Annotated in this window: 21 protein-coding genes; 7 read left to right on the top strand and 14 right to left on the bottom strand. The window is 54.2% G+C overall.

All coding sequences use genetic code 11. The annotated features are described in order from the left end of the window. Nucleotides 1-9: 9 nt before the first annotated feature. Both KI379_RS00585 and ligD read left to right on the top strand, forming a co-directional pair. Entirely contained in the window at nucleotides 10-951 is a 942-nt protein-coding gene (locus tag KI379_RS00585; RefSeq protein WP_212982393.1) for an ATP-dependent DNA ligase, read from the top strand. 93 nt (nucleotides 952-1,044) lie between these two features. Continuing rightward, on the top strand, nucleotides 1,045-1,947 hold the full coding sequence (gene ligD, locus KI379_RS00580; RefSeq protein WP_089549926.1) for a non-homologous end-joining DNA ligase: 903 nt from the start codon (nucleotides 1,045-1,047) through the stop codon (nucleotides 1,945-1,947). Nucleotides 1,948-1,997: 50 nt separating this feature from the next. Here the strand turns inward: ligD and KI379_RS00575 are convergent, their stop codons facing one another. After that, entirely contained in the window at nucleotides 1,998-2,822 is an 825-nt protein-coding gene (locus KI379_RS00575; RefSeq protein ID WP_240913448.1) for a YitT family protein, read from the bottom strand. Between the two features lie 257 nt (nucleotides 2,823-3,079). Here KI379_RS00575 and KI379_RS00570 point away from each other — a divergent pair, with 257 nt between their 5' ends. Continuing rightward, complete coding sequence (locus KI379_RS00570; protein ID WP_076175017.1) at nucleotides 3,080-3,403, top strand: YnfA family protein; 324 nt, start codon at nucleotides 3,080-3,082, stop codon at nucleotides 3,401-3,403. 31 nt (nucleotides 3,404-3,434) lie between these two features. Here KI379_RS00570 and cls read toward each other — a convergent pair whose 3' ends face one another. Next, entirely contained in the window at nucleotides 3,435-4,871 is a 1,437-nt protein-coding gene (gene cls / locus KI379_RS00565; RefSeq protein ID WP_212982391.1) for a cardiolipin synthase, read from the bottom strand. A 198-nt stretch (nucleotides 4,872-5,069) separates the two neighbouring features. Between cls and KI379_RS00560 the strand changes: the two genes are divergently transcribed. Next, a complete protein-coding gene (locus tag KI379_RS00560; protein ID WP_212982389.1) occupies nucleotides 5,070-6,065 on the top strand; it encodes a M23 family metallopeptidase in 996 nt (331 codons plus the stop codon). Between the two features lie 148 nt (nucleotides 6,066-6,213). After that, nucleotides 6,214-6,633, top strand: coding sequence for a bactofilin family protein (locus KI379_RS00555; RefSeq protein ID WP_089549924.1), 420 nt, complete (start codon nucleotides 6,214-6,216; stop codon nucleotides 6,631-6,633). Nucleotides 6,634-6,739: 106 nt separating this feature from the next. Here KI379_RS00555 and KI379_RS00550 read toward each other — a convergent pair whose 3' ends face one another. The 5 genes from KI379_RS00550 to KI379_RS00530 all read right to left on the bottom strand — a co-directional run bounded on the left by KI379_RS00550 (nucleotide 6,740) and on the right by KI379_RS00530 (nucleotide 11,245). Next, on the bottom strand, nucleotides 6,740-7,519 hold the full coding sequence (locus tag KI379_RS00550) for an ABC transporter permease (RefSeq protein WP_212984572.1): 780 nt from the start codon (nucleotides 7,517-7,519) through the stop codon (nucleotides 6,740-6,742). After that, entirely contained in the window at nucleotides 7,512-8,423 is a 912-nt protein-coding gene (locus tag KI379_RS00545) for an ABC transporter ATP-binding protein (RefSeq protein ID WP_076175027.1), read from the bottom strand. The genes KI379_RS00550 and KI379_RS00545 overlap by 8 nt, the downstream gene beginning before the upstream one ends. Nucleotides 8,424-8,900: 477 nt before the next feature. Then, nucleotides 8,901-9,857, bottom strand: coding sequence for an LCP family glycopolymer transferase (locus KI379_RS00540; RefSeq protein WP_076175029.1), 957 nt, complete (start codon nucleotides 9,855-9,857; stop codon nucleotides 8,901-8,903). Nucleotides 9,858-9,918: 61 nt separating this feature from the next. Beyond that, nucleotides 9,919-10,590, bottom strand: coding sequence for a sugar transferase (locus KI379_RS00535; RefSeq protein ID WP_212984571.1), 672 nt, complete (start codon nucleotides 10,588-10,590; stop codon nucleotides 9,919-9,921). A gap of 223 nt (nucleotides 10,591-10,813) precedes the next feature. Next, nucleotides 10,814-11,245, bottom strand: coding sequence for a hypothetical protein (locus KI379_RS00530; protein ID WP_212982387.1), 432 nt, complete (start codon nucleotides 11,243-11,245; stop codon nucleotides 10,814-10,816). 221 nt (nucleotides 11,246-11,466) lie between these two features. Between KI379_RS00530 and KI379_RS00525 the strand changes: the two genes are divergently transcribed. Further along, the gene (locus KI379_RS00525; RefSeq protein ID WP_076175034.1) at nucleotides 11,467-11,835 is read left to right on the top strand and encodes a helix-turn-helix domain-containing protein; all 369 of its coding nucleotides are present in this window, start codon (nucleotides 11,467-11,469) and stop codon (nucleotides 11,833-11,835) included. A 206-nt stretch (nucleotides 11,836-12,041) separates the two neighbouring features. Here KI379_RS00525 and KI379_RS00520 read toward each other — a convergent pair whose 3' ends face one another. The 6 genes from KI379_RS00520 to thpR form a co-directional block, all read right to left on the bottom strand. Then, nucleotides 12,042-12,197, bottom strand: coding sequence for a hypothetical protein (locus KI379_RS00520; RefSeq protein ID WP_163882458.1), 156 nt, complete (start codon nucleotides 12,195-12,197; stop codon nucleotides 12,042-12,044). A gap of 337 nt (nucleotides 12,198-12,534) precedes the next feature. Next, on the bottom strand, nucleotides 12,535-17,133 hold the full coding sequence (gene gltB / locus KI379_RS00515; protein WP_212982385.1) for a glutamate synthase large subunit: 4,599 nt from the start codon (nucleotides 17,131-17,133) through the stop codon (nucleotides 12,535-12,537). A 386-nt stretch (nucleotides 17,134-17,519) separates the two neighbouring features. Beyond that, complete coding sequence (locus KI379_RS00510; protein ID WP_076175038.1) at nucleotides 17,520-18,005, bottom strand: ferritin-like domain-containing protein; 486 nt, start codon at nucleotides 18,003-18,005, stop codon at nucleotides 17,520-17,522. 95 nt (nucleotides 18,006-18,100) lie between these two features. Continuing rightward, nucleotides 18,101-18,784, bottom strand: a complete 684-nt coding sequence (locus tag KI379_RS00505; RefSeq protein ID WP_076175040.1) for a metal-dependent hydrolase — start codon at nucleotides 18,782-18,784, stop codon at nucleotides 18,101-18,103. A gap of 55 nt (nucleotides 18,785-18,839) precedes the next feature. Further along, complete coding sequence (locus tag KI379_RS00500; RefSeq protein ID WP_212982383.1) at nucleotides 18,840-19,697, bottom strand: cell wall hydrolase; 858 nt, start codon at nucleotides 19,695-19,697, stop codon at nucleotides 18,840-18,842. 256 nt (nucleotides 19,698-19,953) lie between these two features. Next, a complete protein-coding gene (gene thpR / locus KI379_RS00495; RefSeq protein ID WP_212982381.1) occupies nucleotides 19,954-20,571 on the bottom strand; it encodes an RNA 2',3'-cyclic phosphodiesterase in 618 nt (205 codons plus the stop codon). A gap of 394 nt (nucleotides 20,572-20,965) precedes the next feature. On the opposite strand from thpR, the gene KI379_RS00490 reads away from it, so the two are divergent. Beyond that, nucleotides 20,966-21,937, top strand: a complete 972-nt coding sequence (locus tag KI379_RS00490; protein WP_212982379.1) for a D-2-hydroxyacid dehydrogenase — start codon at nucleotides 20,966-20,968, stop codon at nucleotides 21,935-21,937. A gap of 340 nt (nucleotides 21,938-22,277) precedes the next feature. Here the strand turns inward: KI379_RS00490 and KI379_RS00485 are convergent, their stop codons facing one another. Further along, nucleotides 22,278-23,228, bottom strand: a complete 951-nt coding sequence (locus KI379_RS00485) for a TRM11 family SAM-dependent methyltransferase (protein ID WP_212982377.1) — start codon at nucleotides 23,226-23,228, stop codon at nucleotides 22,278-22,280. Nucleotides 23,229-23,357 lie beyond the last annotated feature (129 nt).

Genomic DNA, 23,357 nt, shown 5'->3' with positions numbered 1-23,357 from the left:
GGATCATCGATGCCGCTTACCCCGATCGTCCCTTTCGAACCCATCATGACAGACGTCCTCCCTTCCGGAGAGCAGTGGATCGCCCAGATCAAATGGGACGGTGTCCGCATGATCACCTATTACGACGGCGGGGAGGTCCAGCTTGTGAACCGCAAGGGGAACAACCGGACGCGTCAGTATCCAGAGCTGCTGGATATCGCTTCTTACTGCCGTGCCGATTCGGTCATTCTGGACGGCGAAATCATCGCTCTGGTAGACGGGGTGCCTTCCTTTCATCAGGTCATGAAACGGGACAGCCTCCGCGTAGAGCAGCAAATCAAAGCCCGCGTCCAGCAGGTTCCAATCGTCTATATGATCTTCGACATCCTGTATTATAACGGCGAATGGGTAACGGGACGGCCGCTGCGCGAGCGGCAGCAGCTCCTGACGGAAACTGTGATCCCCAGCGGGCACGTCCAGCTTGTGCCGAGCTATACGGACATCCCGCTGCTGCATGACGTGTCGGTCCAGCACCGGCTTGAAGGCATCGTTGTCAAAGACGTTAACAGCGTCTATGCCCTGGGCGGCAAGGACAAGCGGTGGCAGAAGCGGAAGAACATCCAGGACGTGAACGCTGTAGTCGGCGGGGTGACGTTCCGGGACGGCATCGTGAATGCGCTGCTGCTCGGCCTGTACGCCGAGGACGGGAGGCTGGTCTATATCGGCCATGCCGGAACGGGCAAGCTGAAGGTGGCCGACTGGCGCAGCATCACCGAGCGGGTCGCGGACATGGCGGTGAAGGACCGTCCCTTCGTCAACCAGCCGGAGCGGAACAAAGGGGCGGTATGGATCCGTCCCGAGTGGGTGGTCAAGGTGAATTTCCTGGAATGGACGCCCGGCGGCACCCTGCGCCAGCCCAGTATTCAGGCGTTTGTCGATGTTTCTCCCGCGGACTGCCGGCTGGATCCGTAGCTTCCAAAGGATCACGGCGAGGATCTATGGCCGTGACTTTCCATCATGCAGCTCAGAAATGGCATCCCGCCTAAAATGATTGGAGGTATCCGTATGCCGCGAACCGTGAAAGGCACGATTTCGATCGAGGGACAAGACATTCCCATTACCAATCCCGATAAGCCGCTGTGGCCGGAAATGGGCATTACCAAGGCCATTTATTTGCAAAAGCTCGCGGCGCTCGCTCCTTATTTGCTGAAGTACTGCCGGAACCGGCTGCTCACGACGATCCGCTATCCGCATGGGGTGCCTGGCGAATTTTTTTATCAAAAAAATGCTCCGGAGCCGCTCCCTCCCTACGTCCAGACGGCCGAGAAGGACGGGATCAATTACATCCTGCTGAACGGCCTGCCCGAGCTGCTGTGGCTGGGCAACCTGGCCGCGCTGGAGTTTCACCCGTCCCTCCATTACGCAGGGAGCACGCTGCCCTGTGAATGGATGATTGACCTCGACCCGTCGCGGGAGGTCGAACCGCGGATCATGGAGGCCGCGTCCATCGTCGGCAAGGTGCTGCGCTCGCTCGGACTGCAGTCGGTGCCGAAGACGTCCGGGGCGACGGGTATTCAGATCATCGTGCCGATCAATGAAGGGATCACGTTCGACGAGCTGCGCACCGTGGGGCATTTCGTCGGCATGTTTGTGACGGAGAAGCACCCGGAACTGTTCACCCTGGAGCGGCTCAAGAAAAACCGCGGCGATAAAATCTACTTCGATTACCTCCAGCACTATCAAGGGAAAACACTCGCCGCTCCTTACACCCCCCGGGCACGTCCAGGCGCGACGGTGTCAACCCCGCTGCACTGGGAGGAAGTGGACAGCAACGTTGCCCCGACCGATTTTCACCTGCTTAACATCGAGGAGCGGCTTGCCCGCCACGGCGACCTGATCGCCGCGCTCGCCCCGCAGCCAATCGAGCAGGTGATCCGCCATTTAAGCGCAGCAAAGCCCGGAAGGTAATCTTCCGGGCTCTGCTGCATTTCACGGGTCAGTCCAGCTTCGCTGCCCCGCTAATGGATATCTTTTTTCTTGAACCGGCCGCCCTTAACGTCATGGATATTACCAACCGCAAGGAAGGCATCCGGATCCCAATCACCGACGATGGCCTTCAGCTTGGCCTCTTCCAAACGGGTGATGACCACGAAGATCACTTTCTTGCTGTCTCCGGAGTAGGCTCCTTCCCCTTCCAAATACGTGACGCCGCGTCCCAGGCGCTGGGTGAGGGCATCGCCGATGTCCTTGTATTTCTCACTGATGATCCATACCGATTTGGACTGGTCGATCCCTTCGTTGGTGATATCAATCACTTTAAAGGCGATAAAGTAGGCGATCAGCGAATACATCGCGTTATTCCAACCGAATACGAAGCCCGCACTCGTCAGGATAAAGAAGTTGATGAACATGATGATCTCCCCGACGGAGAACGGCGTCTTTTTGTTGATGAGAATCGCGACGATTTCGCTGCCGTCCGTGGAACCCCCTGCCCGGATGACCAGGCCGACGCCCGCACCGAGAATCACGCCACCGAAGATGGCTGCCAGCAGCGGATCGAACGTAATGGGTTTAACGGGTTCCAGCAGCGCGGTGCCAATCGACATCACCAGGACGGCTGCCAGCGTGGAGAAGGCAAACGTCTTGCCGATTTGCTTGTAACCCAGAAACAAGAAAGGAATATTGAGAACCGTAAGAAAAATGCCGAGCGGCAGATGAAAAAGGTGGGACAGCATAATGGAAATGCCGGTAATCCCGCCGTCAATGATGTTATTGTTTACGAGGAATACTTCCAGTGCAACAGAGACCAATCCGGCTCCGATCAGCATGACCAGGATGCGCATGAACACTCTGGCTTTCGAGGTCGGCGCCTTGAGCGGCTGCAAATCCTGCGGCAGGTTTGGCCTATCCGTGGATTGCGGGTTTGAAGGTACAGCCATCGAATCCCCCCGATTCTATAGATTGTTGTAGCATAAAGGGACATGAAACGCCCGGGTAGCATCGTGTACAGCCTAAGAAATCTGGACTTCCGTGATTATTCCCTTACTTTATTATATCATAGTTTTTAGCTGTATATTATCAGGATGGGAGTTTTTCTGTCATGAAATCCTTATTATTATTTATAGCGGCCGGGCTGGCCGAGATCGGCGGCGGTTACCTGGTATGGCTGTGGATCAAGGACGCGAAGCCCTGGTGGTTCGGCGCGGCGGGCAGCCTGCTCCTGATCCTGTACGGGATCATTCCCACCCTGCAGAATTATCCTTCCTTCGGCCGGGTTTATGCCGCATACGGGGGCATTTTTATCGTCCTTGCCCTGCTGTGGGGCTGGTGGATCGACAAAAACACGCCCGACGTCTACGACTGGATCGGAGCGGCTCTGTGCATGGCCGGCGTATCCGTCATTCTTTGGGCTCCACGGCACTAGGCTCGGCAGCAGCAGATTCAGGACCGCGCGGTCATAGCAGCGGGGACAGCATCCGGCACAGCACTTCCGCCAGCTTATGCAGAAACGGCCGGGCCTGAAACTCCTCGGTTACGATTTGATGGCTCTGGCTCATATCTTCCTTGAAATCTTTCACCAGCCGGTCGATCGAGGACTGCTCGAACAGCGCTGCCGTTAGCTCGAAATTGCAGAAAAAGCTCCGCATGTCCATATTAGCGGTACCTACCGAGGCCATCAGGTCATCGACGATCATGACCTTGGCATGAATGAAGCCTTTCTGATATTCATAGAACTTCACCCCGGCCAGCAGCAGGTCTTCAATATAGGAGAGCGAAGCGAGATGCACCAGCCTGGAATCGGCTTTCAACGGAATGATGATCCGCACGTCCACTCCGCTGACCGCAGCGGTTTTGAGTCCTTCATAGATGCCCTGATCGGGAATAAAGTAGGGCGAGGTGATCCAGATCCTTTTTTTCGCGACCGTAATCGCGCCAAAGCACATCTCCTGGATGGCATTCCAATCCTGATCGGGTCCGCTGCTGACGATTTGAACCTGTTCATCGGCTTCGCATTGATGCTTGGGAAACAGCGCAGGGTCCGACAACCGCTCGCCTGAAGCGAGCTTCCAGTCGCTCAAAAACACATTTTGCAAAAAATAAACGGCATCTCCCTCGATCTCCAGGTGCGTGTCGCGCCAATATCCCATTTTCTGATATTTCCCCAAATAGTCATCGCCGACATTCAGCCCGCCGACAAAGCCTTTGGTTCCATCGACGACAATAATTTTGCGGTGGTTGCGGTAGTTGATCCTGCGGTCGATCATGGCCAGCAGCGGCGGCAGGAAGAAGTGGAACTCTACGCCCGCTTCCTTCAGCTCCTGGATGAACCCGCGCCTGCGGCCAAGCCTGTAGCTTCCAAATCCGTCGCAGAGCAGCCTCACCTTGACCCCGGCTTTCGCCTTCCGGACCATGATGTCCTTGAACCGGTTCCCGATATCGTCGTCCCGGAAAATATAAAATTGAATATGTAAGTGATCTTCTGCTTTGTCCATGGCGGCGAGCATCGCGCCAAAGGTTTCCTCCCCGTCGGTCAGCACCCTGCTCTTGTTGCAGCCGGTAATCGGGCTCTCGGACAGATGGGACAGCAAATTGAACAAGCGCTCCTGATGCTGAAAATCCTTGCTGTGCATATCCCCGGCACGCTTTACCAAGGACGCCTGACTCCATATCAAGGGACGGATCTCTTGAAACAGGCGCGAACCCTGCGTACGGACCTTCTTCCTCGCTTTATAGTCCTGGGCCACAAAATAATAGACCACAAAGCCGATCAACGGGCAGCAAAACAATATAAACAGCCAGGCGACCGTCTTGTAAGGATTGCGGAATTCCAGAAGCAGAATCGTTGCCGTTTGAAAAATAAAAACGAGTAGTGCGGTAAGCAGCCACAGCATACGTCAGCCTCCTTGCGGGTCAAAAGCAATCTGTATGTTCAGGATTGACCACTTTCAACCTGCTTTATTCAGTATTTACCCGGATCGGCCTTATGCAGACGCAGCGGCGGCAAAGATCACATTTTTGACATGTTTTAAGAGATCAGAGAATACATAGAAGATAAGACAAGTACAATCAAGCCGAGGAAAGGAGCCGCCATGAAAAATGCCAAAGGCAACGGGCGGGTGACGCTCCTGGTCATGCGGGACGCCCAGCATTCCGTCAAACAGCTGCATCTCTCCAAGCCCTTGATGATGGCCGTCCCCGCCGTGGCCGTTCTGTCGCTGTCCGGACTAGTTCTTGCGCTGCAGGCCCACTCGTCCCAGGTGATCTCCCAACTGGAGCAAAAGGTCACCGCCGAAAGCCTGAAGAACGTCCAGATGCAGCGGACGGTGAACAGCCGGGAGCAGTCCATCGAGCGCCTGCAGAACGAAATCGTCAACCTGTCGAGCCAAGCCAAAGATATGAAGCAGAGGATGGACCGCGTGGATGAACTGGAGAACCAGCTGCAGCAGTTCATTGACAAGCACGGGACCACCAGTATGGCCGAGCCTGCTTCCGGGGCCAAAGCGTCTTCCCTGTCCTGGGATGCCTCGCAGCATGTCGGTGGCGAATATATCGCTGTGCATGAGAACGATATGCTGGACCTGGCCCAGGAGACGAAAGATGACTTTCAGGAGATGCAGACGCTGCTGCGGTCCATGGAGAACCAAATCCCTTCGACCTTGAAAAAAGCGGAGGAAACGCGGGATCGGATCTCCGGGCAGCCCGACCTGTGGCCGACCGAGTCCCGGGTGACGACCTCAAGCTTCGGTTACCGGACGGACCCTTTTACCGGAAGGGCGTCCTTCCATGCGGGGATCGATATTGCCGGGGATAACGGAAGCCCCGTATATGCGGCGGGAGCGGGTACGATCGTGACGGCTGAGAACAGCGGCGGTGCACGGGGACGGTATATCGTCATTGAGCATCCGAACGGCCTGCAAACCTGGTATATGCACCTCAGCAAAATCCAGGCCCATGTCGGCCAAACCGTCGACAAAGGCGAACAGATCGCCGAGCTCGGCTCGACCGGGCGAAGCACCGGCCCCCATCTTCATTTTCAGGTCGTGAAGAAGGATAAGCCTGTTAACCCGCTGCCTTATATTCAGTAGTAGGGTTTGATCGTAAGAAAAACGTCTATCGACGTACCTTCAAAGAAGACAGACCGCGTTTAGCTGAAGTTTTTCTTGCGATTATAGAATGGTTCAGCTTCGCTGAATTTTATAAATTCTATAATCTTAAAAAGGAGGGATTTCAAACATGAGCAGATCCAAAGCGAGCCGGCACCAGAGCGCAACGGACACTTTGATCGGCAAAGGGACAGAAATCGAAGGGACGCTGGCCTGTGAGGCCAACCTGCGCATCGAAGGCAAATTTAACGGCGTTATTGAGAGCAAAGGCAGCGTCATTGTCGGGGAGCATGCGGTGGCCAGATCGCACATTCATGCCAAAGAGGTCATCATTGCCGGAAAAGTGTACGGCGATGTGACGACGCTCGGCCGGCTGACCATCACGGCGACCGGGCAGATGTTCGGGGACGTGCTGGGAGCAACGTCGCTGGTCATTACCGAGGGCGGCATCCTTCACGGATCGAGCAAAATGGAGCTGAAGGACGCCCCGGAGGAAATGGCGCAGGAGACCGCCTCCACCCCGCGGTATTTGGAATCGGAAGCCGGCTGATGCGGCCCGAAGCTTCTGCTTTCTTATCTCCGCAAAAAACGCAGTCGCAAGTGAACGGATCACGTCCACATGCACTGCGTTTTTTGGCTTTTAATATCGTGACAGGTCAGGCCGCGACGTCCCGTTTGCCGAACACGGTCCAGGCGATAACCAGAAACAAGACGTAGTAGATGGCCAGGATCAGAATCGAGAACCCAAGCGTCACGCCTCCAGGCCCCACCGAAGAGGCCAGATACTGCGACAGGTCCATGTGCATAAACGGCAAAAACTTCGCCCAGCTGTAGCGCTCAGGGTTGAACAGCATATTAAAGATGCCCTTCGCAAACATGATGAACAAGGACAGCCCGATGGCGAGCCCGCTTGCCCGGAACACGGCCGAGAGCATGAAGGCCAGCGCCACGGTCATGAACAGGTCTACATAATCGCATAGCATAATCAGAAAGTAATGACGCGGCCCAATGCGCTCGCCCATAAGAGAACCGCCTGCTCCTCCCGAGAAGAAAATCGCGGAGACTCCGTATGACACGACCATCAGCAGCACCGTGCACAGCAGGCTGAACAGCACTACGGCAATATATTTGGAGAGCAGAATCTTCGATCGGCTCCATGGGCGGATCAGCAGCAGCTTGATCGTACCCCAGGAGAATTCACCTGCAACGGAGTCCGACGCGACCACAACCGAAAATATGGTGCACAGAAAAAACGTAAACGCCCCGGTCTGAAGCACGCTTTCCCACAAGCTGATATTGCCCCCGCCATCCGCCAAATGAAACAGGAGCGGCATCAGAATGTTGACGATGGCCAGGATCGACAGCATGACCCACGTCCGGGCTCTCCGGTATATCTTCATGTTCTCGTTCTGCACGAGATGGATAAAGCTACCCAATCTGATCACTTCCCGTCATTTCCAAGAATTGGTCCTCCAGCGACCGGGTTACCTTCTGAATCCCGTACACCTTGAATCCGCTCTGGACGAGCCGGGCATTCGTGTCGGCAATGCCATTTCGGTCGAGCCGGACGATCAGCAGTCCATCGCGTACCGTACCGCCCCCAAGCAGCTCCTGCGCCTGCTCCGGACGGTCCAGCGCAAATGCCGTTTCCACGGTCGTCTCCTGCGCTCCCTCAACACCGGCCAGTGTGCGTACGTCAATCAACCGTCCGTTCTGGATGATCGCCACGGCGTCGCACATCAGCTCCATCTCGGACAGCAGATGGCTGGAGACGAATACCGTCGTCCCCTCTTCCCTGCACAGCCGGCGCAGGTAGTCCCTCAGTTCGCGGATTCCCTGCGGGTCCAGCCCGTTGGTGGGCTCGTCCAGGATCAGCAGCTTCGGACGGTGCAAAATCGCCTGAGCTACGCCCAGGCGCTGCCGCATGCCCAGTGAATACGTCCGCACCGGGTCCTGAATCCGGTTGCTCAGCCCTACGAGCTGAACCACTTCCCGAATGCGCTCCTCGGTAATCCCTGACATCATCCGGGCAAAGTGCCGGAGGTTTTCATACCCCGTCAAAAACTTATACATTTCCGGGTTTTCCACGATCGCCCCCACGTGGACGATGGCCTGCTCAAAATGATCCTTGATGCTGTAACCGCAAATTTTAATATCTCCCTTGGTGATCTTGGTCAGCCCGACCATCATACGGATAGTCGTCGTTTTTCCGGCCCCGTTCGGACCGAGAAAACCAAAGACCTGCCCGGGAGGGATGTCCAGCGTAACATCCTCAACCAATGTTTTGGATGAGACTTTCTTCGTGACACCTTCCAGCCGAACCACCGGTTCCTGCTGCATTTCTATCACCCCTTCTGCCCAAGTCTGGCCCCATTGTAGCATATTCGCCTTGCAGATGCCCATCATATGGGAAATCTGCCTCTGATTGTGTCTGCGAATAGCATAGGGTACAGCAGCCCAGGGGAATCACTGTGCGGTAAAATCCCGTCCGGAACACAAGTGCCGTGTCCGACATAGGGATGACCTGCTCACATCGCAAGCAGAATACGGATAGCTGACTGTTCAAGAGAATCGACTTCCCTTCCATGAAGTGTGTCTTTGCGCTTAAAATTATGACCAACGACTTATTATAGATACATTCTGTAACATGCACACCAAGAAATCTACATGAATCTGCATCCTTTGTCAAGGAAACTGACGGTTTTCGTCGAAAAATAACCCCACAACGTGGGGCTTATGAATCAATCCGGGTTCAGAGATGCTGCAAAGGACGCCGGAAATGAAAAAGCAAGCGTGACATCAAGCCACGCCTGCCTCTTATTGTAAATGCTCTTTAATGACATTATGGATGCGCTGCCGCTCCTCATCGCTGACCATGTAATACCAAATTCCGTTGATCTTCTTGCCCTGGCCTTTGATCTCCACCTGCTCGATGGTCTTCAGGTCGGACCGGTAATCGGTCACGAAGGTCTTCATATTGTCGAAAGTGATGTCCGTCCTGACACTGTCGCCTACCTGGTTCAGTAGCGATTCGATTTTTACGACATTCGATATTTTGAGCGCATTATTGATCACCTGCTCCAATATTTCCCGCTGCCGTGCATTACGCCCCAAATCTCCACGCGGATCGTCGTACCGCATCCTTGAGAAGGCCAGCGCCTCGGAGCCGTCCAGCTTCAAGTCGCCCTGTTTGAAATCGTAACCTTCATATTGGAAGGCAAACGGATTATTCACTTCCACCCCGCCGAGCAAATCAATGATTTTGGCGAAGCCCTCCATATTGACCTTGATGTAATAGTTGACCGGATAACCGAGGAAGTGCTCTACCGTCGCGACCGACATGTTTACGCCGCCAAAGGCGTAAGCATGGTTGATCTTGTCCGTCGTCCCGTGGCCGACGATTTCGGTTCTCGTGTCACGCGGGATGTTGAACATCAGGATACTCTGCTTGGCCGGATTTACCGTCAGCAGGATCATCGAGTCCGAGCGGCCCGGGTCGTCCTCTCGCTGATCCACACCCATGACCAGAACGGTAAACGGCTCCCTTTCATTCAGATGAACCGCCGGCGGGTTTTCGGCACTCTTGGATGTATCCGCCTGGCCGCCTGTCTTGCCATCCGAGCTGACGGTTACCGGTACAACGGACGGTTCCCGCTTTTCATATATTTCGTTAGCCGTCGCTTTGACCGAATTGTAAATATACAATCCGTATCCCGCGACACCGACCACCAGCACCGATACGACGGCGATGGTCGAAACGACCCATTTTTTCATGATGCCTCTGCCACCTTCCTAATGGACACAGCTGCGTCCTGCGCACTTGGACACGCAGCGATTAGTACGCATTATCCGCGCCGAACAGCACCTTGACCGTTTTACAAATAATGATCATATCCATCCATATCGACTGTTCGTTTATGTATTTGAGGTCCAGCTCGACCATTTCCTGAAATCCCACATGGTTCCTTCCGCTGACCTGCCACAAACCTGTACACCCCGGGACAACGAGCAGCCTCTGCATATCGTAGGAAGTATAGTCGCCTACCTCCCGCGGCAAAGGCGGTCTTGGCCCGACCAGGCTCATATTCCCTTTCAGCACATTCACAAGCTGGGGCAGCTCATCCATGCTCGTTTTACGGATGAACCGGCCGACCCGGGTGACCCGCGGATCGTTTTTCATTTTGAACATCGCTCCGGTCACATCGCTTTGCTGGATCAAATTGCCGAGCATCAGCTCGGCTCCGCTGACCATCGACCGGAATTTGTACATCTTAAATGGTGCCCCTCCACGTCCGACGCGGACCTGGGAGAAAAACACCGAGCCTTTTGGATCCTCCAGCTTGATAAGCAAGGCAACAGCTAGGAATACCGGACATAAAAAAATCAGCCCTATCAGCGATAAGCTAATATCCAGGGTTCGCTTGGCCCAAAGGTACAACATCCTGTCTTTCCGGGGAGTGATCGGAAGGGGCTTGCCGACGTCCACCGTTTTGTTCAGCGGATTCATGCTGCTCATAATTGAACATCCTCGTCCCTTTGAAGCATCTGCATCAGGAAATCCAAGGTCAACGTACGTCCCATGACTGATCCATCCCCCGCTCTCAATATAAGTCCAACCGGACGATCTCATGACAGGCTTATACTTCAGCCTTTTTAAAGCAAAGCACTATGCAGCCCTTTGATAAATAGTGTAAAATGTCTGTATCCCATTACGAAAAAACGTAAGATTTTTATGCTTTGATATCAAAATGGTGTCCTGGGCCGGGGAAAGAATCGTGGTCACAGGGACTTTCATACGGTGTGGAGGCCGCTCGGCCGCCTCGTTGCGGGCGGTTGTGGTGTTTTGTCATGCGCTCCGGCTCCTGCTGCGGGGATTCAATACGAATGCCGTATTGGTGGGCCTTAAAGGAGATGCTGCTTTCTTTCCAAGCCACGGTGCCGTACACCTGACGGGCAGGGGCATTTGGAACGTGGATAATGAACCCCAGCCTGAGCTCGGGCACGACGGGGAGATCCAAGTCGCTGATGATTACCATTCGGCTTGGCTCGTATTCCCATAAGATGACAGGACGGGTCCGATGCAGAAAAACCGTCTGGTTCCCGACCTGATGGATATACAGATACGTTTGAAGATGTATGCCATGTGCTGTTAACATATTCATCGGATTATTCCTGCCTCATGGTATGAAAATCGGGATAACGCCTTATACTGGCTAATGGATACGATCCGTCTCAACAATTGATACAAATGGTATCATTTCCAATTTTCACTTTACGATACATTTTGTAACTAGTCAATACTTATTTCCTATATGAATCTATTTTTGCGACAATTTGTTTCTAATTTTATGTATTTTTTCAGGTATTCGGAGGAGGTTAATTCATGAATCATGGTAATCGCATCGCAGAATTGCGGGACCAACGCGGCTGGACCCAGGAGGAATTGGCCCAATCCATAGGCATTACGCGAGCCGCACTATCCCACTATGAAAAGAACCGCCGTAAACCTGATTTTGAGATTCTGACCAAACTGGCTGACAAATTTGACGTTTCCATCGATTATCTGATCGGCCGTACGAACCAGCCGAAGATTGTCATGGATCCGGAGGTCCGGGATTTTGTCGATCAACTGGAGCTTTCGGACGAGGACTTGCTGGAAAAGTTCAATTTGACGATTGACGGCCGCCGCTTGTCTGAGGAAGAAGCCAAACGTTTTATCGCTTTTGTGCGGATGGAACGGTCCATGAAGTAATGAAAAACCTCAGCTTTCCTTGAACTTAGGAGGGCTGAGGTTTTTATAGGTTCGGTTACCGTAATTCGACGGGGTCCCCTTTTGGAGTATATGGAAGCCAACTGCTGCAGGGTGGCCTCCCTGTCTAAAATCGGAATGATAAAACGTTTTCTGTCCCTCCTTGTCGTTTTATGTGAACCCCCCGGACACGATCTGCGAAATTTCCGCTAATCCGTCCCCTTCTCCATCTTTTGAACAAAGCGCTTCCAGTTGTCAGGATGAATCCCGCATTGCTCCAACACTTTCATGATGTCTAATTGGGTTTGCTCCGGAAGTTCTTGGTTGGACCGGGCCTCGGCACCGAACTTTCTCTCATCTCTCATCGAAGATACCCTCGCTCCACTCAACATATTATCCAAAATGATTTCCACGGCTACTCTTTTGTTGACAAATACAACGTCTGTTCCCAGTATGAATGTCAAGAATCAGCCAAGTGACTAGGTCTTTTTTATTATATCCCAAGCCTCTTCTGGATGTTGTCGTCTAATGGGACAATTGCTTTTTGAAGTAGGTTCTATTTTTGTCGAAAAAAATGGGCATACGATTTATGTCTCCAATTGAAAACATTTCGTATGCCCTTTCCAGCAATTATTGCGCAAATATGAAAATTTCAACCTTGTTGATAGGAATTCTTTCTTTATAACATCCGGTTTGGAAGAATTAGTTGTTTCCCGCTCTCGCGAGCTCGCGCATGTTGGCTTCGAAGGCGGCCAGCAGGGCAGCTTCGCCGCTCAGTCCATTCTCCTGAACCTTGCGGATTTGCTGTGTCATCCGTTTGTAATCCTTCGGAATGACGCGGACAAACTGGCCGAGGCTGTTCTCCCAGTCTTCCAGCACACGCTCGCCGACAGCACTCTCCGTGTAGTTGACATGTTTCTCGATCATGCTCTTCAGTTCCTGGGCTTCCTCTGCATCTTCAACGCGCTCCAGAAGAATCATCTCCAGGTTGCAGCGGTCGATAAACGTACCCTGCGGATCATAGACGTAGGCGATGCCGCCCGACATGCCAGCGCCAAAGTTACGTCCCGTCTCCCCAAGGATGACGACGCGGCCGCCTGTCATATATTCGCATCCGTGATCGCCAACGCCTTCAACGACGACATTCACGCCGGAGTTGCGGACCGCAAAGCGTTCGCCGGCGATGCCGCGGATGTACGCCTCGCCGCTTGTCGCGCCATAGAAAGCCGTGTTGCCGATAATGATGTTCTCTTCGGCCTTGAACGTCGATTTCGGCGACGGCTTCACGATCAGCTTCCCGCCGGACAACCCTTTGCCGGTGTAGTCATTCGCGTCGCCAACCACGGTCAGTGTGATGCCCTTCGGAACGAAGGCGCCCAAGCTCTGGCCGGCCGTTCCTGTAAAGGTCAGCGAAATCGTATCTTCCGGCAGGCCGGCTGCCCCGTACTTCCGCGTGACTTCGCTGCCGAGAATCGTGCCGACGGCGCGGTCTACGTTCGTGATCGAAAGCTCGCCGGTAACCGGCGTTCCGTCTTCCAGCGCCGGTGCTGCCAGCTTCAACAGCTCGCGCATATCCAGCGTCTCTTCGAGACCGTGGTTCTGGGTCTTCGTGCGATAGCGCGTGCTTCCTTCCGGAAGCTCCGGTGTGTGCAGCAGAACGGACAGATCGATGCCTTGCTTCTTCCAATGTCCGTTCGCCTCTTCGGCATCCAGGCAGTCCGTGCGTCCGATCATCTCTTGGATCGTACGGAAGCCGAGCTCCGCCATAATTTCACGCATATCTTCAGCCACGAATCTCATGAAGTTAACGACATGCGCCGGATCGCCCATGAAGTTCTTGCGCAGTTCCGGATTCTGGGTAGCTACCCCCACCGGACAGGTGTCCATCTGGCAGACGCGCATCATGATACAGCCAAGTGCCACGAGCGGAGCCGTAGAGAAGCCATACTCTTCGGCACCCAGCAGCGCTGCGACGGCCAGATCGCGTCCGTTCAGCATTTTGCCGTCCGTTTCCAGGACGACGCGGTCGCGCAGGTTATTCAGGATGAGCGTCTGGTGCGTTTCCGCAACCCCAAGCTCCCAAGGAAGACCCGCATGGCGGATGGAGCCCTGCGGCGATGCGCCGGTACCACCGTCATATCCGCTGACGAGGATAATGTCGGCACGGCCTTTGGCCACCCCGGCCGCGATCGTTCCGACGCCAACCTCGGACACGAGCTTCACGTTGATGTTCGCGCGCGGATTGGAGTTCTTCAGATCATAAATCAGCTCCGCCAAATCCTCGATCGAGTAAATGTCATGATGCGGCGGCGGAGAAATCAAGCCCACGCCCGGCGTAGAACCGCGCACTTCGGCAACCCAAGGATATACTTTACGGCCCGGAAGCTGTCCGCCTTCACCCGGCTTCGCTCCCTGCGCCATCTTGATTTGAATTTCGTCCGCGTTCACCAGGTAGTTCGACGTCACGCCGAACCGGCCGGACGCCACCTGCTTGATGGCGCTGCGGCGGGAATCGCCGTTTGCATCCGGAATATAGCGCGCCGGATCTTCGCCGCCCTCACCGGTGTTGCTCTTGCCGCCGATGCGGTTCATTGCAATTGCGAGGCTTTCATGCGCTTCCTTACTGATGGAGCCGAAGGACATGGCACCGGTCTTGAAGCGTCTCATAATGGACTCGATCGGCTCGACTTCCTCAATCGGAACCGGAGCTCCTGCCGGTTTCAGCTTCAGCAGCGAGCGGATCGTCAGATGCTTCTCGTTTTCACCCTGAACCAGCTTCGCGTACTTTTTGTACACCTGATAATCGCCGGTACGTACGGCCTGCTGAAGCAGGTGGATCGTCTGCGGGTTGAACAGATGCTCCTCCCCGTCCTTGCGCCATTGATAGTCACCGCCGGAATCGAGCACCTTGTCGCTTCCGTCCTTGTCGGTAAAGGCGCGGTTGTGGTGGGCCAGCGCTTCGGCCGCCACTTCTTCCAGGCCGATGCCGCCGATGCGGGACGGCGTACGGGTAAAGTACTTCTCGACAAAATCCTCTTTCAGGCCGACGGCTTCAAAGATTTGCGCGCCGCGGTAGGATTGGATTGTCGAGATGCCCATTTTGGACAAAATTTTCACCACGCTCTTCGTCGCGGCTTTGATATAGTTTTTAACGGCTTTCTCGTGCGTCACGCCGCGCAGCAGCCCCTGCTGGATCATGTCATCCAGCGTTTCGAACGCCAGGTAAGGGTTGACGGCACTCACGCCGTAACCGAGCAGCAGCGCGTAATGATGCACTTCACGAGGTTCGCCGGATTCGAGCAGAATGCTGACTTTCGTCCGCGTTCCTTGGCGGATCAAATGATGATGCAGGCAGGATACGGCAAGAAGCGCCGGAATCGCCGCATTTTCTTTGTCCACGCCGCGGTCGGACAGGATCAGGATGTTGTGGCCTTTCTTGATTACGCGGTCGGCCGCTTCGCACAATCCGTCAAGCGCCTTACGCAGGCCTTCCGCCCCCTCCTCAGCCGGGAAGAAGATCGGAATCGTCATCGACTTGAAGCCGGGACGGTGCACGTGGCGGATCTTCGCGAAGTCCTCATTCGAGAGAACCGGCGTGTCCAGACGGATCTGGCGGCAGCTCTCAGGCTCCGGATGCAGCAGGTTGCGCTCCGGTCCGATCGTCGTTCCGGTCGCGGTGATAATCTCTTCGCGGATCGCGTCGATCGGCGGGTTGGTCACCTGCGCGAACATTTGTTTAAAGTAGTTGTACAGGCGCTGCGGCTTGTCGGACAGCACCGCCAGCGGCGCGTCGTAGCCCATCGAGGCTACCGCTTCCTGGCCGGTCGAAGCCATCGGCTCCAGCACTTTGCGCAGATCTTCGAACGTATAGCCGAAGGAGAGCTGCAGCTGCTGCACGTTGTCATGCTTCGGATTCGGCAGCTCCGGCGCGTCCGGAAGCTCATCCAGATTGACCAGATGCTCGTCGAGCCACTCGCGGTACGGCTGCTCGGCAGCGATCTGGGCTTTCACTTCCTCGTCGGAGATGATCCGTCCTTCCTTCGTATCTACGAGCAGCATTCTGCCCGGACGGAGACGGTCCTTGTACAGGACATCCTCAGCTGGAATGTCGAGCACGCCAGCTTCCGAAGAAAGAATAATCAGGTCGTCCTTCGTCACGTAATAACGGGACGGACGGAGTCCGTTCCGGTCAAGGATGGCGCCAATCTGCACGCCGTCGGTGAACGCCATAGCCGCTGGTCCGTCCCACGGTTCCATCAGCGTGCTGTGGTATTCGTAGAACGCTTTTTTCGTTTCGTCCATGCTTTCATGGTTGTTCCAAGGCTCCGGCACCATCATCATGGCGACGTGTGGCAGGGAACGTCCACTCAGGTACAGGAACTCAAACGTATTATCGAACATGGCGGTATCCGAACCGTCCGGATTGATGACCGGCTTGACCTTCTCCAGGTCATCGCCAAAAATATCGCTCTTAAACAGCGACTGGCGCGCATGCATCCAGTTCACGTTGCCGCGGAGCGTGTTGATCTCCCCGTTGTGAATCATGAAGCGGTACGGGTGCGCCCGTTCCCAGCTCGGGAAGGTGTTCGTGCTGAAACGCGAGTGAACGAGGGCGATCGCCGTCTCCACCAGCTCGTTTCTCAGGTCCAGATAGAACTGCCCCACCTGATTGGTGGTCAGCATCCCTTTGTATACAATTTTCCGGCACGAAAGGCTGGAAATATAGAAGGAGTCCGCCTGCGGAGCGTCGCCATAACGGATGGCCAGCTCGGCGCGTCTGCGGATAATGTACAGCTTGCGCTCGAAGTCCATTTCGTCCTTCACATCGATGCTGCGTCCGATGAAAATCTGCCGTACGTACGGCTTGGCTTCCTTCGCGGATTTGCCCAGCATCTCGTCATAGGTCGGAACGTCGCGGAAGCCCAGGAACTGCTGCCCTTCTTCCCGGATGATTTCGACGAGCCGGCTCTCATGAGCCTCCCGAACGGCTTCGTCGTGGGAAAGGAACAGCATGCCTACGCCGTATTGCCCCGGTTCAGGCAGCTCAAAGCCGATCCGGGCCGCTTCTTCCGCAAAGAAGCGGTGAGGAATTTGCAGCATGATCCCGGCACCGTCACCGGAATTGGGCTCGCTGCCCTGTCCGCCGCGGTGCTCCATATTCTCGAGCATCGTCAGAGCCTGGCCTACGATCTCATGGGAGGCCCGGCCTTTGATATGAGCGACGAAGCCCATGCCGCAGGCGTCTTTTTCAAACTGCGGATCATAAAGTCCCTGCTTAGGGGGAAGTACCGTATGTCTCATGGAAAGCAACCTTTCTATCTTCAGAATAAATAAATGCAAGTAAATCCAGATACATCAAAATAAACCAGTACGAAGACGACATTGGCTACAAGAATAATACTTCATGCTCACTAGGGGAATGGGGTATGCGACAACGGCGGAAATCCTCGTTGCATGGGGGAATGGTTTTCTTTTTGTTATAAAACGTCGATAATTATTCAAAATGAATTGGTTATATTATTTTAACACCCACTAAACCTCTGCGCAATTTAAACTTTTTATGAATGTGATAAGAAATGTTTTGCAGTGAAGCATTAAAGCGGCATGTTGTAATTAACCTGAAAAGCGTATGATTATTCATTTCAACCAGGTTTTTTCCAATATACAGAAAAACAGCCTCCCCCAACTTAAGAGGGAAGCTGTTTGTCGGCGATGCCAATGGTGCCCTTGTGCTTCATGTCGCCGTTTTCGTGGAAATAATTGCTGTACAAAAACTGCAGCCGGCTGACCCAGCGCATTTCGCTGTTCATCGCGCGCAGCATCAGCTTCTGGACCTTCGGGTCCGTCGCCGTCAGCATCAGGTCCGAATAATTCCACGCGGCTTCGAGTGCGTCATCGACGGTCGTTTTCAGTCCGGTTACATACGCCCTCGGCGTTTCAACCTTGCTGAAGACCGGGTAGCAGCCGGTATGCTCATAATAGATACGGGTCAGCTCGGCGAGACGGCCCTGCCGCTCCTCTTCGACCACGCGGCTGAAATAGATCCGGTGGTCCGGGGGAGCCAGCTCCTGAAGCCTTCGTCCCTTACGGATCGCTTCGTACTCGCCCTGTATGGCTTTCTGCAGCTCACCGGCCGGCAAATACCCGTTATGTTCACTAGTTCGGTAAAACAATCAACCCCCGCCTTTCCGATAGGCTAATGTTACGATACTGTATGCCCGGATACGGCGGGGGGTGCCATTTGTCAAAGCCACCGCTTCATCAGCGGTCAGATCTCAATGCTCTCTCCCGGCTTGAGCGCGTGTCCTTCAATGCCTTCCTGATGAAGACGGTCGCAGAAGAGCGTACTGTTCTGGTTAATGGCAGGGAAAGTGTTGTAATGCACCGGAATGACGCGGTCCGCCCGCAGCCATTTGGCCGCCAGCAGCGCATCGTCCGGTCCCATCGTCAGCACGTCGCCAATCGGCAGCGCGGCAGCATCGATCTGATTCATTTCACCGATAAGCCGCATGTCGCCGAACAGCGCCGTATCTCCCGCATGGAAGAACGTTTTGCCGCCCATGGTCAGCAGGATGCCCGCCGGTTCTCCGGCATAGATCAGCGCGTCGCCGTCCTGAACCGCAGAGCTGTGGAAAGCCAGCGTATATTTGACCTTGAATCCGTCAAACTGCTGCTGCCCCCCGATGTTCATGGCAAAGGTTTTCGCGCCCTTCTTGCGGCAGAACTCCGCCAGCTCGAACACGGCGACAATCGGACAATCATTCGCTTTGGCAATCTCCAGCGCATCGCCAAAGTGGTCGGAGTGCCCATGGGTGAGCAGCACCGCATCCACACGGATATCCGCAGGCGCAATACCCGATGCCGGATTGCCCGAGAGAAACGGATCGATGATCACGCTCCGGCCGCCTTCCTCCACCACCACACAGGAATGACCATAATACGTAATTTTCATATGAACGCCACCTCCTCATTATCCTTTACCCATAAACATTTTAAACTTACGGGATTTATTTGTAAAAGGAGTGGTTGCCGATCGTCTTGGCCAAGGTCCGCGTATGGTGAACCGTCAGGTCGTCGGCCAGCTTCAGCGACAGAAAATAATACGTATCATCCGAGACTTCCTTGCGTCCGTTAAGCGCCTCATTGACGGCATGAATCGAATCCTCGTTCGGCTTCACACGGTCAAAACGGCCGTTCGCCACAGGACTGAACTGATATCTCTGGTAAATGACTTTTCTAATCGTATCGGGAAAATTGGCTGACCGCAGCCGGTTCAAGACAACATTGGCCACAGCCACTTTGCCTTTGTACGGTTCGCCTTCGGCTTCTGCCATCACGATTCTACGGAGCAGAAGCACGTCCTCAGCGGTTACCTTGTACTGTTTGGTCGCTTCCGACTTCTGGGAAGGACTGAGCAGTTTGGTCCGGCTGAAGAATAACGTGGTGGGGGGATTCAGTTTTGGATCCAGCTTCGGCTTTGCTGCAACAGCTACAGCTTTCTTCGCCTTAGGCTTCGCTTGCACAGCTTGGGCCTTTTTGGCGGGCGCCGGTGTTTGTGCTGAAATCCCTTCGACAAAAAGGGGATGATGCTTAACATTCCATTTTTTCAATAAATTTACATTCAAAAGCTGCACGGAGTTTTCCGCGGTTAACGGGTGTTTTGCCCCCTGTATAGATAAATGCTGCGGGCTTGCGCCTGCTTTATCGTTCTTGCTGTATGTTACGGCCCCCAGTTGATTCGTGCTGTCGTTATACTGCATTTTATGCATCTGCTCGTTTTGCAGCAGCATGCAAATTGCAGAGAAACACACCAGAAGCACACCGATCAGCAGTGCCATCCAGCGGTTTTGACGTAATGTGTACATGTTTCTCCTCCTATATTTCCGGCACATTCCCTCTTTAAGTAACCAAAAATACAGGTTTTGAATAACCTTTGGAAACATTTTCAGTCAATTGCTGTATCCGAGATCGTACAATAACTGACAAACAGGACAATCTTTACAACACATGTTGCTTAGGAACGGCACAAATTTACTTCACAGGATACGGCAACAAAGGGAACTCGATATTCGATCATGTGCGGAAAAATATATTCGATTTCTATTGCTATTTATTTCCAATCTACGAATCTTTCATTTGAACGGCCTCTAGTATCTCATACATTGGCTTTTCGTGCAAATGCGTGGAAAAAAGTACAAATTCATCGACCTCCCAAATCAGAGGCTGATTTTTTCCTTCAGGACCGGATTTTTCCACTGCCAAAGACGGTAAATTGGAGCCTGCAAAAGGCGATTTTCCCGCGTATTTACGGGCAATCGTGACATGGGGACGGTAAGGTCTCGCCTCTTTTACGAACCCCAGTTCCCCCATCTCGGAAGTGACCGCTTCATAGAGCTTGTCCAGGCCGCCGGATTGGTCAATTACTCCAGCCCATAACACCCGGGGAGACTCCGCTGACCCGAAGGTGCCGAACGCTCCAAATTCCAGTTGAAATGGGTTGATTTTCAAGGAAGCCCTTTTTAAGGCAGCCGTGATTTCCGGCACTCTTCCAGCCTCAGCGTCTCCCAGAAATTGGACGGTAATATGGTAATCCTCCCGGTGCGTCCATTTTTTAAAAGCGAGCTCCTTCTCGTTCCGGTGCCTCCATTCTTCCAGTAATGATCGGATCGATTCCGGTATCCGGACCGCAACGAATAGCCTTAAAGGCTTATCTTGAACTTGTTTCTCTTTCATTTCCATGCAAGTACTTCTCCTTTCTTCCCCTTTGCGCCGCATAAAATGATCCTGTAAAAATTGGTACCGAAGGTATAATTCGCATGAATTCCTTCATTAATATAGTTTCACCTTTCGGGCCCATTGTCATGCAGCAGAGTTACGCAAAAGCATACTCTTAGGAGGGCGTTTACTTGACCGCTGCTCCCTTTCATTCACTTGGCCTCGGGGGACCCTGTTGTATATCGTTTCAAATCTGTTATCCTGAATATATTCATAATATATAGACTGAACTAATGATTTGCATTAAGCTTCCTGTTATAGCAGCCCCATACGGCCTGTAACATTTCATTAGTTCATTCTATTTAGAGTAGCAGAAACGCCACATCAAGGGTACATACATGAAGGAGGCTGAAACGGTATGAAGCAAATTGTTTGTCTGCATTCCCTGACTCCGGAGCAGACCCGATTGATTGAACAAGCCGCCCCCGGCTATAAGCTGACCGTCGTCAAAAGCACCGATGCGGATCCCGCACTCGTGAACGAAGCGGAAATATTGGTCGGCTGGTCCAGACAGATTGCCGATCAGGTGCTGAATCAAGACAGCCGGCTGAAATGGCTGCAGACCTGGTCGGCCGGCGTGGACACGCTTCCGCTGGACAAGCTCGAACAGAAAGGCGTGCTGCTGACGAATTCCAGCGGCGTCCATGCGATTCCGATCTCGGAGACGATCCTTGGTATGATGCTCTCCTTCTCACGTCAGCTGCACGTCTCGGTCCGCAATCAGCTCAAGCACAGCTGGGAGACGAAACTGGCCGCGCCGGGACGGGACACCTTGTCCGAGCTGCATGGCCGAACGGCCGTCATCGTCGGCGTCGGCGAGATCGGCAGCGAGACAGCTCGCCTGGCCAAGGCGTTCGGGATGCGCACCGTCGGCGTCCGCCGTTCCGGCAAAGCGGATCCTCACGTGGACGAGATGTTCACCATGGACGGGCTCCACAAGGCGATGAGCCAAGGCGATTACATCATCAGCGTGCTGCCGCTTACCGATGAGACGCATCACCTGCTGAACGCCGATGCCTGGGCGGCGGCCAAGCCGGGCGCCTGCTTCATCAATGCGGGCCGCGGGCCGACGGTGGATACGGCATCCCTGCTCGAAGCGCTCCGCAGCGGGCAGATCAGCTGCGCCGGGCTCGACGTGTTTGAGAAGGAGCCGCTCCCTGAGGACCACCCGTTGTGGGACATGGAGCAGGTTATCATTACACCGCATGTTTCCGGAAGCACCGACCGGTATACCGAGCGGGTCATCGATATTTTTGTCGAAAACCTGAAGGCCTACGTGCAGGGAAAAGAGCTTCCGCGTAATCTCGTCAATTATGAGCGTGCTTATTAATACGGACATCTCTCAGCAGCTGTCCCCCGCAAGGTGGAGTTTTGCCTCCGAAATTATCCGGATGCTATGCGAGCGTCCTGATATATTCGGAGCATGAAAAAAGGCTGTCCCGCGTTACCGGTCGATTCAGACCGGATCGTGAGACAGCCTTTTTGGGCTTGATACTCTTGATGAGCACTGAGATGATTGACTTGACTTCAACTCATGATGGTACTCTTCTTCTATTATAATGAGAATCTTCTACTTAAAGTGATGAGAGACTTCTACTAAATAGGATGAGAAACTTTCTTCTATTATATAGAAGAAAGTAATCGCATGCCGGATTGCTTATCCGCCTCCGTCACCCGCAAAGCCAGACGTTCCGGACAAAGCCGCCCTTCCATACCCGGGCGCTGTCCAGAATGGCAAAGCCCGCCTGCTGAATCGATTCCGCCGCTTCCTCTGTCGATACAATAACAGCCCGCTTCGCCATACGGCGCAGGCTCTGCAGCATAACGAGCCGCTGATCCGTGCTGAGCACCGAGCACAGGTTGTACGGCATGTCCAGGACGGCCGCATCGAAGCGATCCGTCACCTGCGTCATATCGCCGAGCGTCACCACCTCCGGATAGCCGAAGTGCTTCAGGTTGGCCCGGGCCCCCCGGATGGCCAGCGGATTGATGTCCCAGCCCCGGATGTCGATGCCCATCGACAGGGCTTCGATCAGCACGTTCCCCATGCCGCAGCAGGGATCGGCGGCCCGGACACCCGCAGGCTCCGGTACAAGGATGTTCACGAGCGAACGGGCGGTCGTGACGCTGAGGCCGGTGGAATAATTGTGCGGCTTGTCCTTGTGCAGCCGCCAAGCGCGTTCGGGATGCCGGCACCATCCGAGCGTCCACTGTCCCTCGGCGGACAGGAGGCCGAACTGCACGTCCGGATGCTTCATCTCCGCCTTCCCCCGGATGCTGCTGCCGACACGGCGCTCAAGCATCCGCTGGTCCTCGTAGGAGCAGGGATCGCCGGATTTGACGTACGTTACTTTGAATGTGGCGTCCCCAAGCTCTAACTCCGAAGCCTGCCGGGCAATTTCTTCGATCGAGTCGCCCTGCATCAGCACGTCCAGACGCATCGACACATACGGACTGCGGTCCGGGTCAAGCAACCGGGAGCTGCGCAGCATGAGGCCCCTCCCTTTCAAGGGTTTCGCCTGCCCGAGCAGAGCATTCAGCTCCATCCGGCACAGCTCCGTTTCCGACTCGTGGCTGGCGTACATATAAATAAACTCCGATGGTTCGGATGTCAATTCCATAGTTCCTCCGTTCGTTCTTCCTATCTTCAGGCTCCATTGCGATCTAACCGTTCAGCACCGTCACTATTCTACATTCCCAAATTCCCATTCCCAATCAAGAACCGCGTGTGCAGAATGGCAGGCGAACTT

It is taken from the genome of Paenibacillus cineris (genome assembly GCF_018333335.1).
GTDB lineage: Bacteria > Bacillota > Bacilli > Paenibacillales > Paenibacillaceae > Paenibacillus_AQ > Paenibacillus_AQ favisporus.
Note: the sequence above shows the minus strand (reverse complement) of the source record. Positions and strands in the feature narration are given on the sequence as shown.

Bases quoted from the DNA above. Each gene is read 5' to 3' on its own strand.
- KI379_RS00585 (WP_212982393.1), top strand. From the start codon at position 10: ATGCCGCTTACCCCGATCGTCCCTTTCGAACCCATCATGACAGACGTC.
- ligD (WP_089549926.1), top strand. From the start codon at position 1,045: ATGCCGCGAACCGTGAAAGGCACGATTTCGATCGAGGGACAAGACATT.
- KI379_RS00575 (WP_240913448.1), bottom strand. From the start codon at position 2,822: ATGCGCATCCTGGTCATGCTGATCGGAGCCGGATTGGTCTCTGTTGCA.
- KI379_RS00570 (WP_076175017.1), top strand. From the start codon at position 3,080: ATGAAATCCTTATTATTATTTATAGCGGCCGGGCTGGCCGAGATCGGC.
- cls (WP_212982391.1), bottom strand. From the start codon at position 4,871: ATGCTGTGGCTGCTTACCGCACTACTCGTTTTTATTTTTCAAACGGCA.
- KI379_RS00560 (WP_212982389.1), top strand. From the start codon at position 5,070: ATGAAAAATGCCAAAGGCAACGGGCGGGTGACGCTCCTGGTCATGCGG.
- KI379_RS00555 (WP_089549924.1), top strand. From the start codon at position 6,214: ATGAGCAGATCCAAAGCGAGCCGGCACCAGAGCGCAACGGACACTTTG.
- KI379_RS00545 (WP_076175027.1), bottom strand. From the start codon at position 8,423: ATGCAGCAGGAACCGGTGGTTCGGCTGGAAGGTGTCACGAAGAAAGTC.
- KI379_RS00540 (WP_076175029.1), bottom strand. From the start codon at position 9,857: ATGAAAAAATGGGTCGTTTCGACCATCGCCGTCGTATCGGTGCTGGTG.
- KI379_RS00535 (WP_212984571.1), bottom strand. From the start codon at position 10,590: ATGAATCCGCTGAACAAAACGGTGGACGTCGGCAAGCCCCTTCCGATC.
- KI379_RS00530 (WP_212982387.1), bottom strand. From the start codon at position 11,245: ATGAATATGTTAACAGCACATGGCATACATCTTCAAACGTATCTGTAT.
- KI379_RS00525 (WP_076175034.1), top strand. From the start codon at position 11,467: ATGAATCATGGTAATCGCATCGCAGAATTGCGGGACCAACGCGGCTGG.
- KI379_RS00520 (WP_163882458.1), bottom strand. From the start codon at position 12,197: ATGAGAGATGAGAGAAAGTTCGGTGCCGAGGCCCGGTCCAACCAAGAA.
- gltB (WP_212982385.1), bottom strand. From the start codon at position 17,133: ATGAGACATACGGTACTTCCCCCTAAGCAGGGACTTTATGATCCGCAG.
- KI379_RS00505 (WP_076175040.1), bottom strand. From the start codon at position 18,784: ATGAAAATTACGTATTATGGTCATTCCTGTGTGGTGGTGGAGGAAGGC.
- KI379_RS00500 (WP_212982383.1), bottom strand. From the start codon at position 19,697: ATGTACACATTACGTCAAAACCGCTGGATGGCACTGCTGATCGGTGTG.
- thpR (WP_212982381.1), bottom strand. From the start codon at position 20,571: ATGGAAATGAAAGAGAAACAAGTTCAAGATAAGCCTTTAAGGCTATTC.
- KI379_RS00490 (WP_212982379.1), top strand. From the start codon at position 20,966: ATGAAGCAAATTGTTTGTCTGCATTCCCTGACTCCGGAGCAGACCCGA.
- KI379_RS00485 (WP_212982377.1), bottom strand. From the start codon at position 23,228: ATGGAATTGACATCCGAACCATCGGAGTTTATTTATATGTACGCCAGC.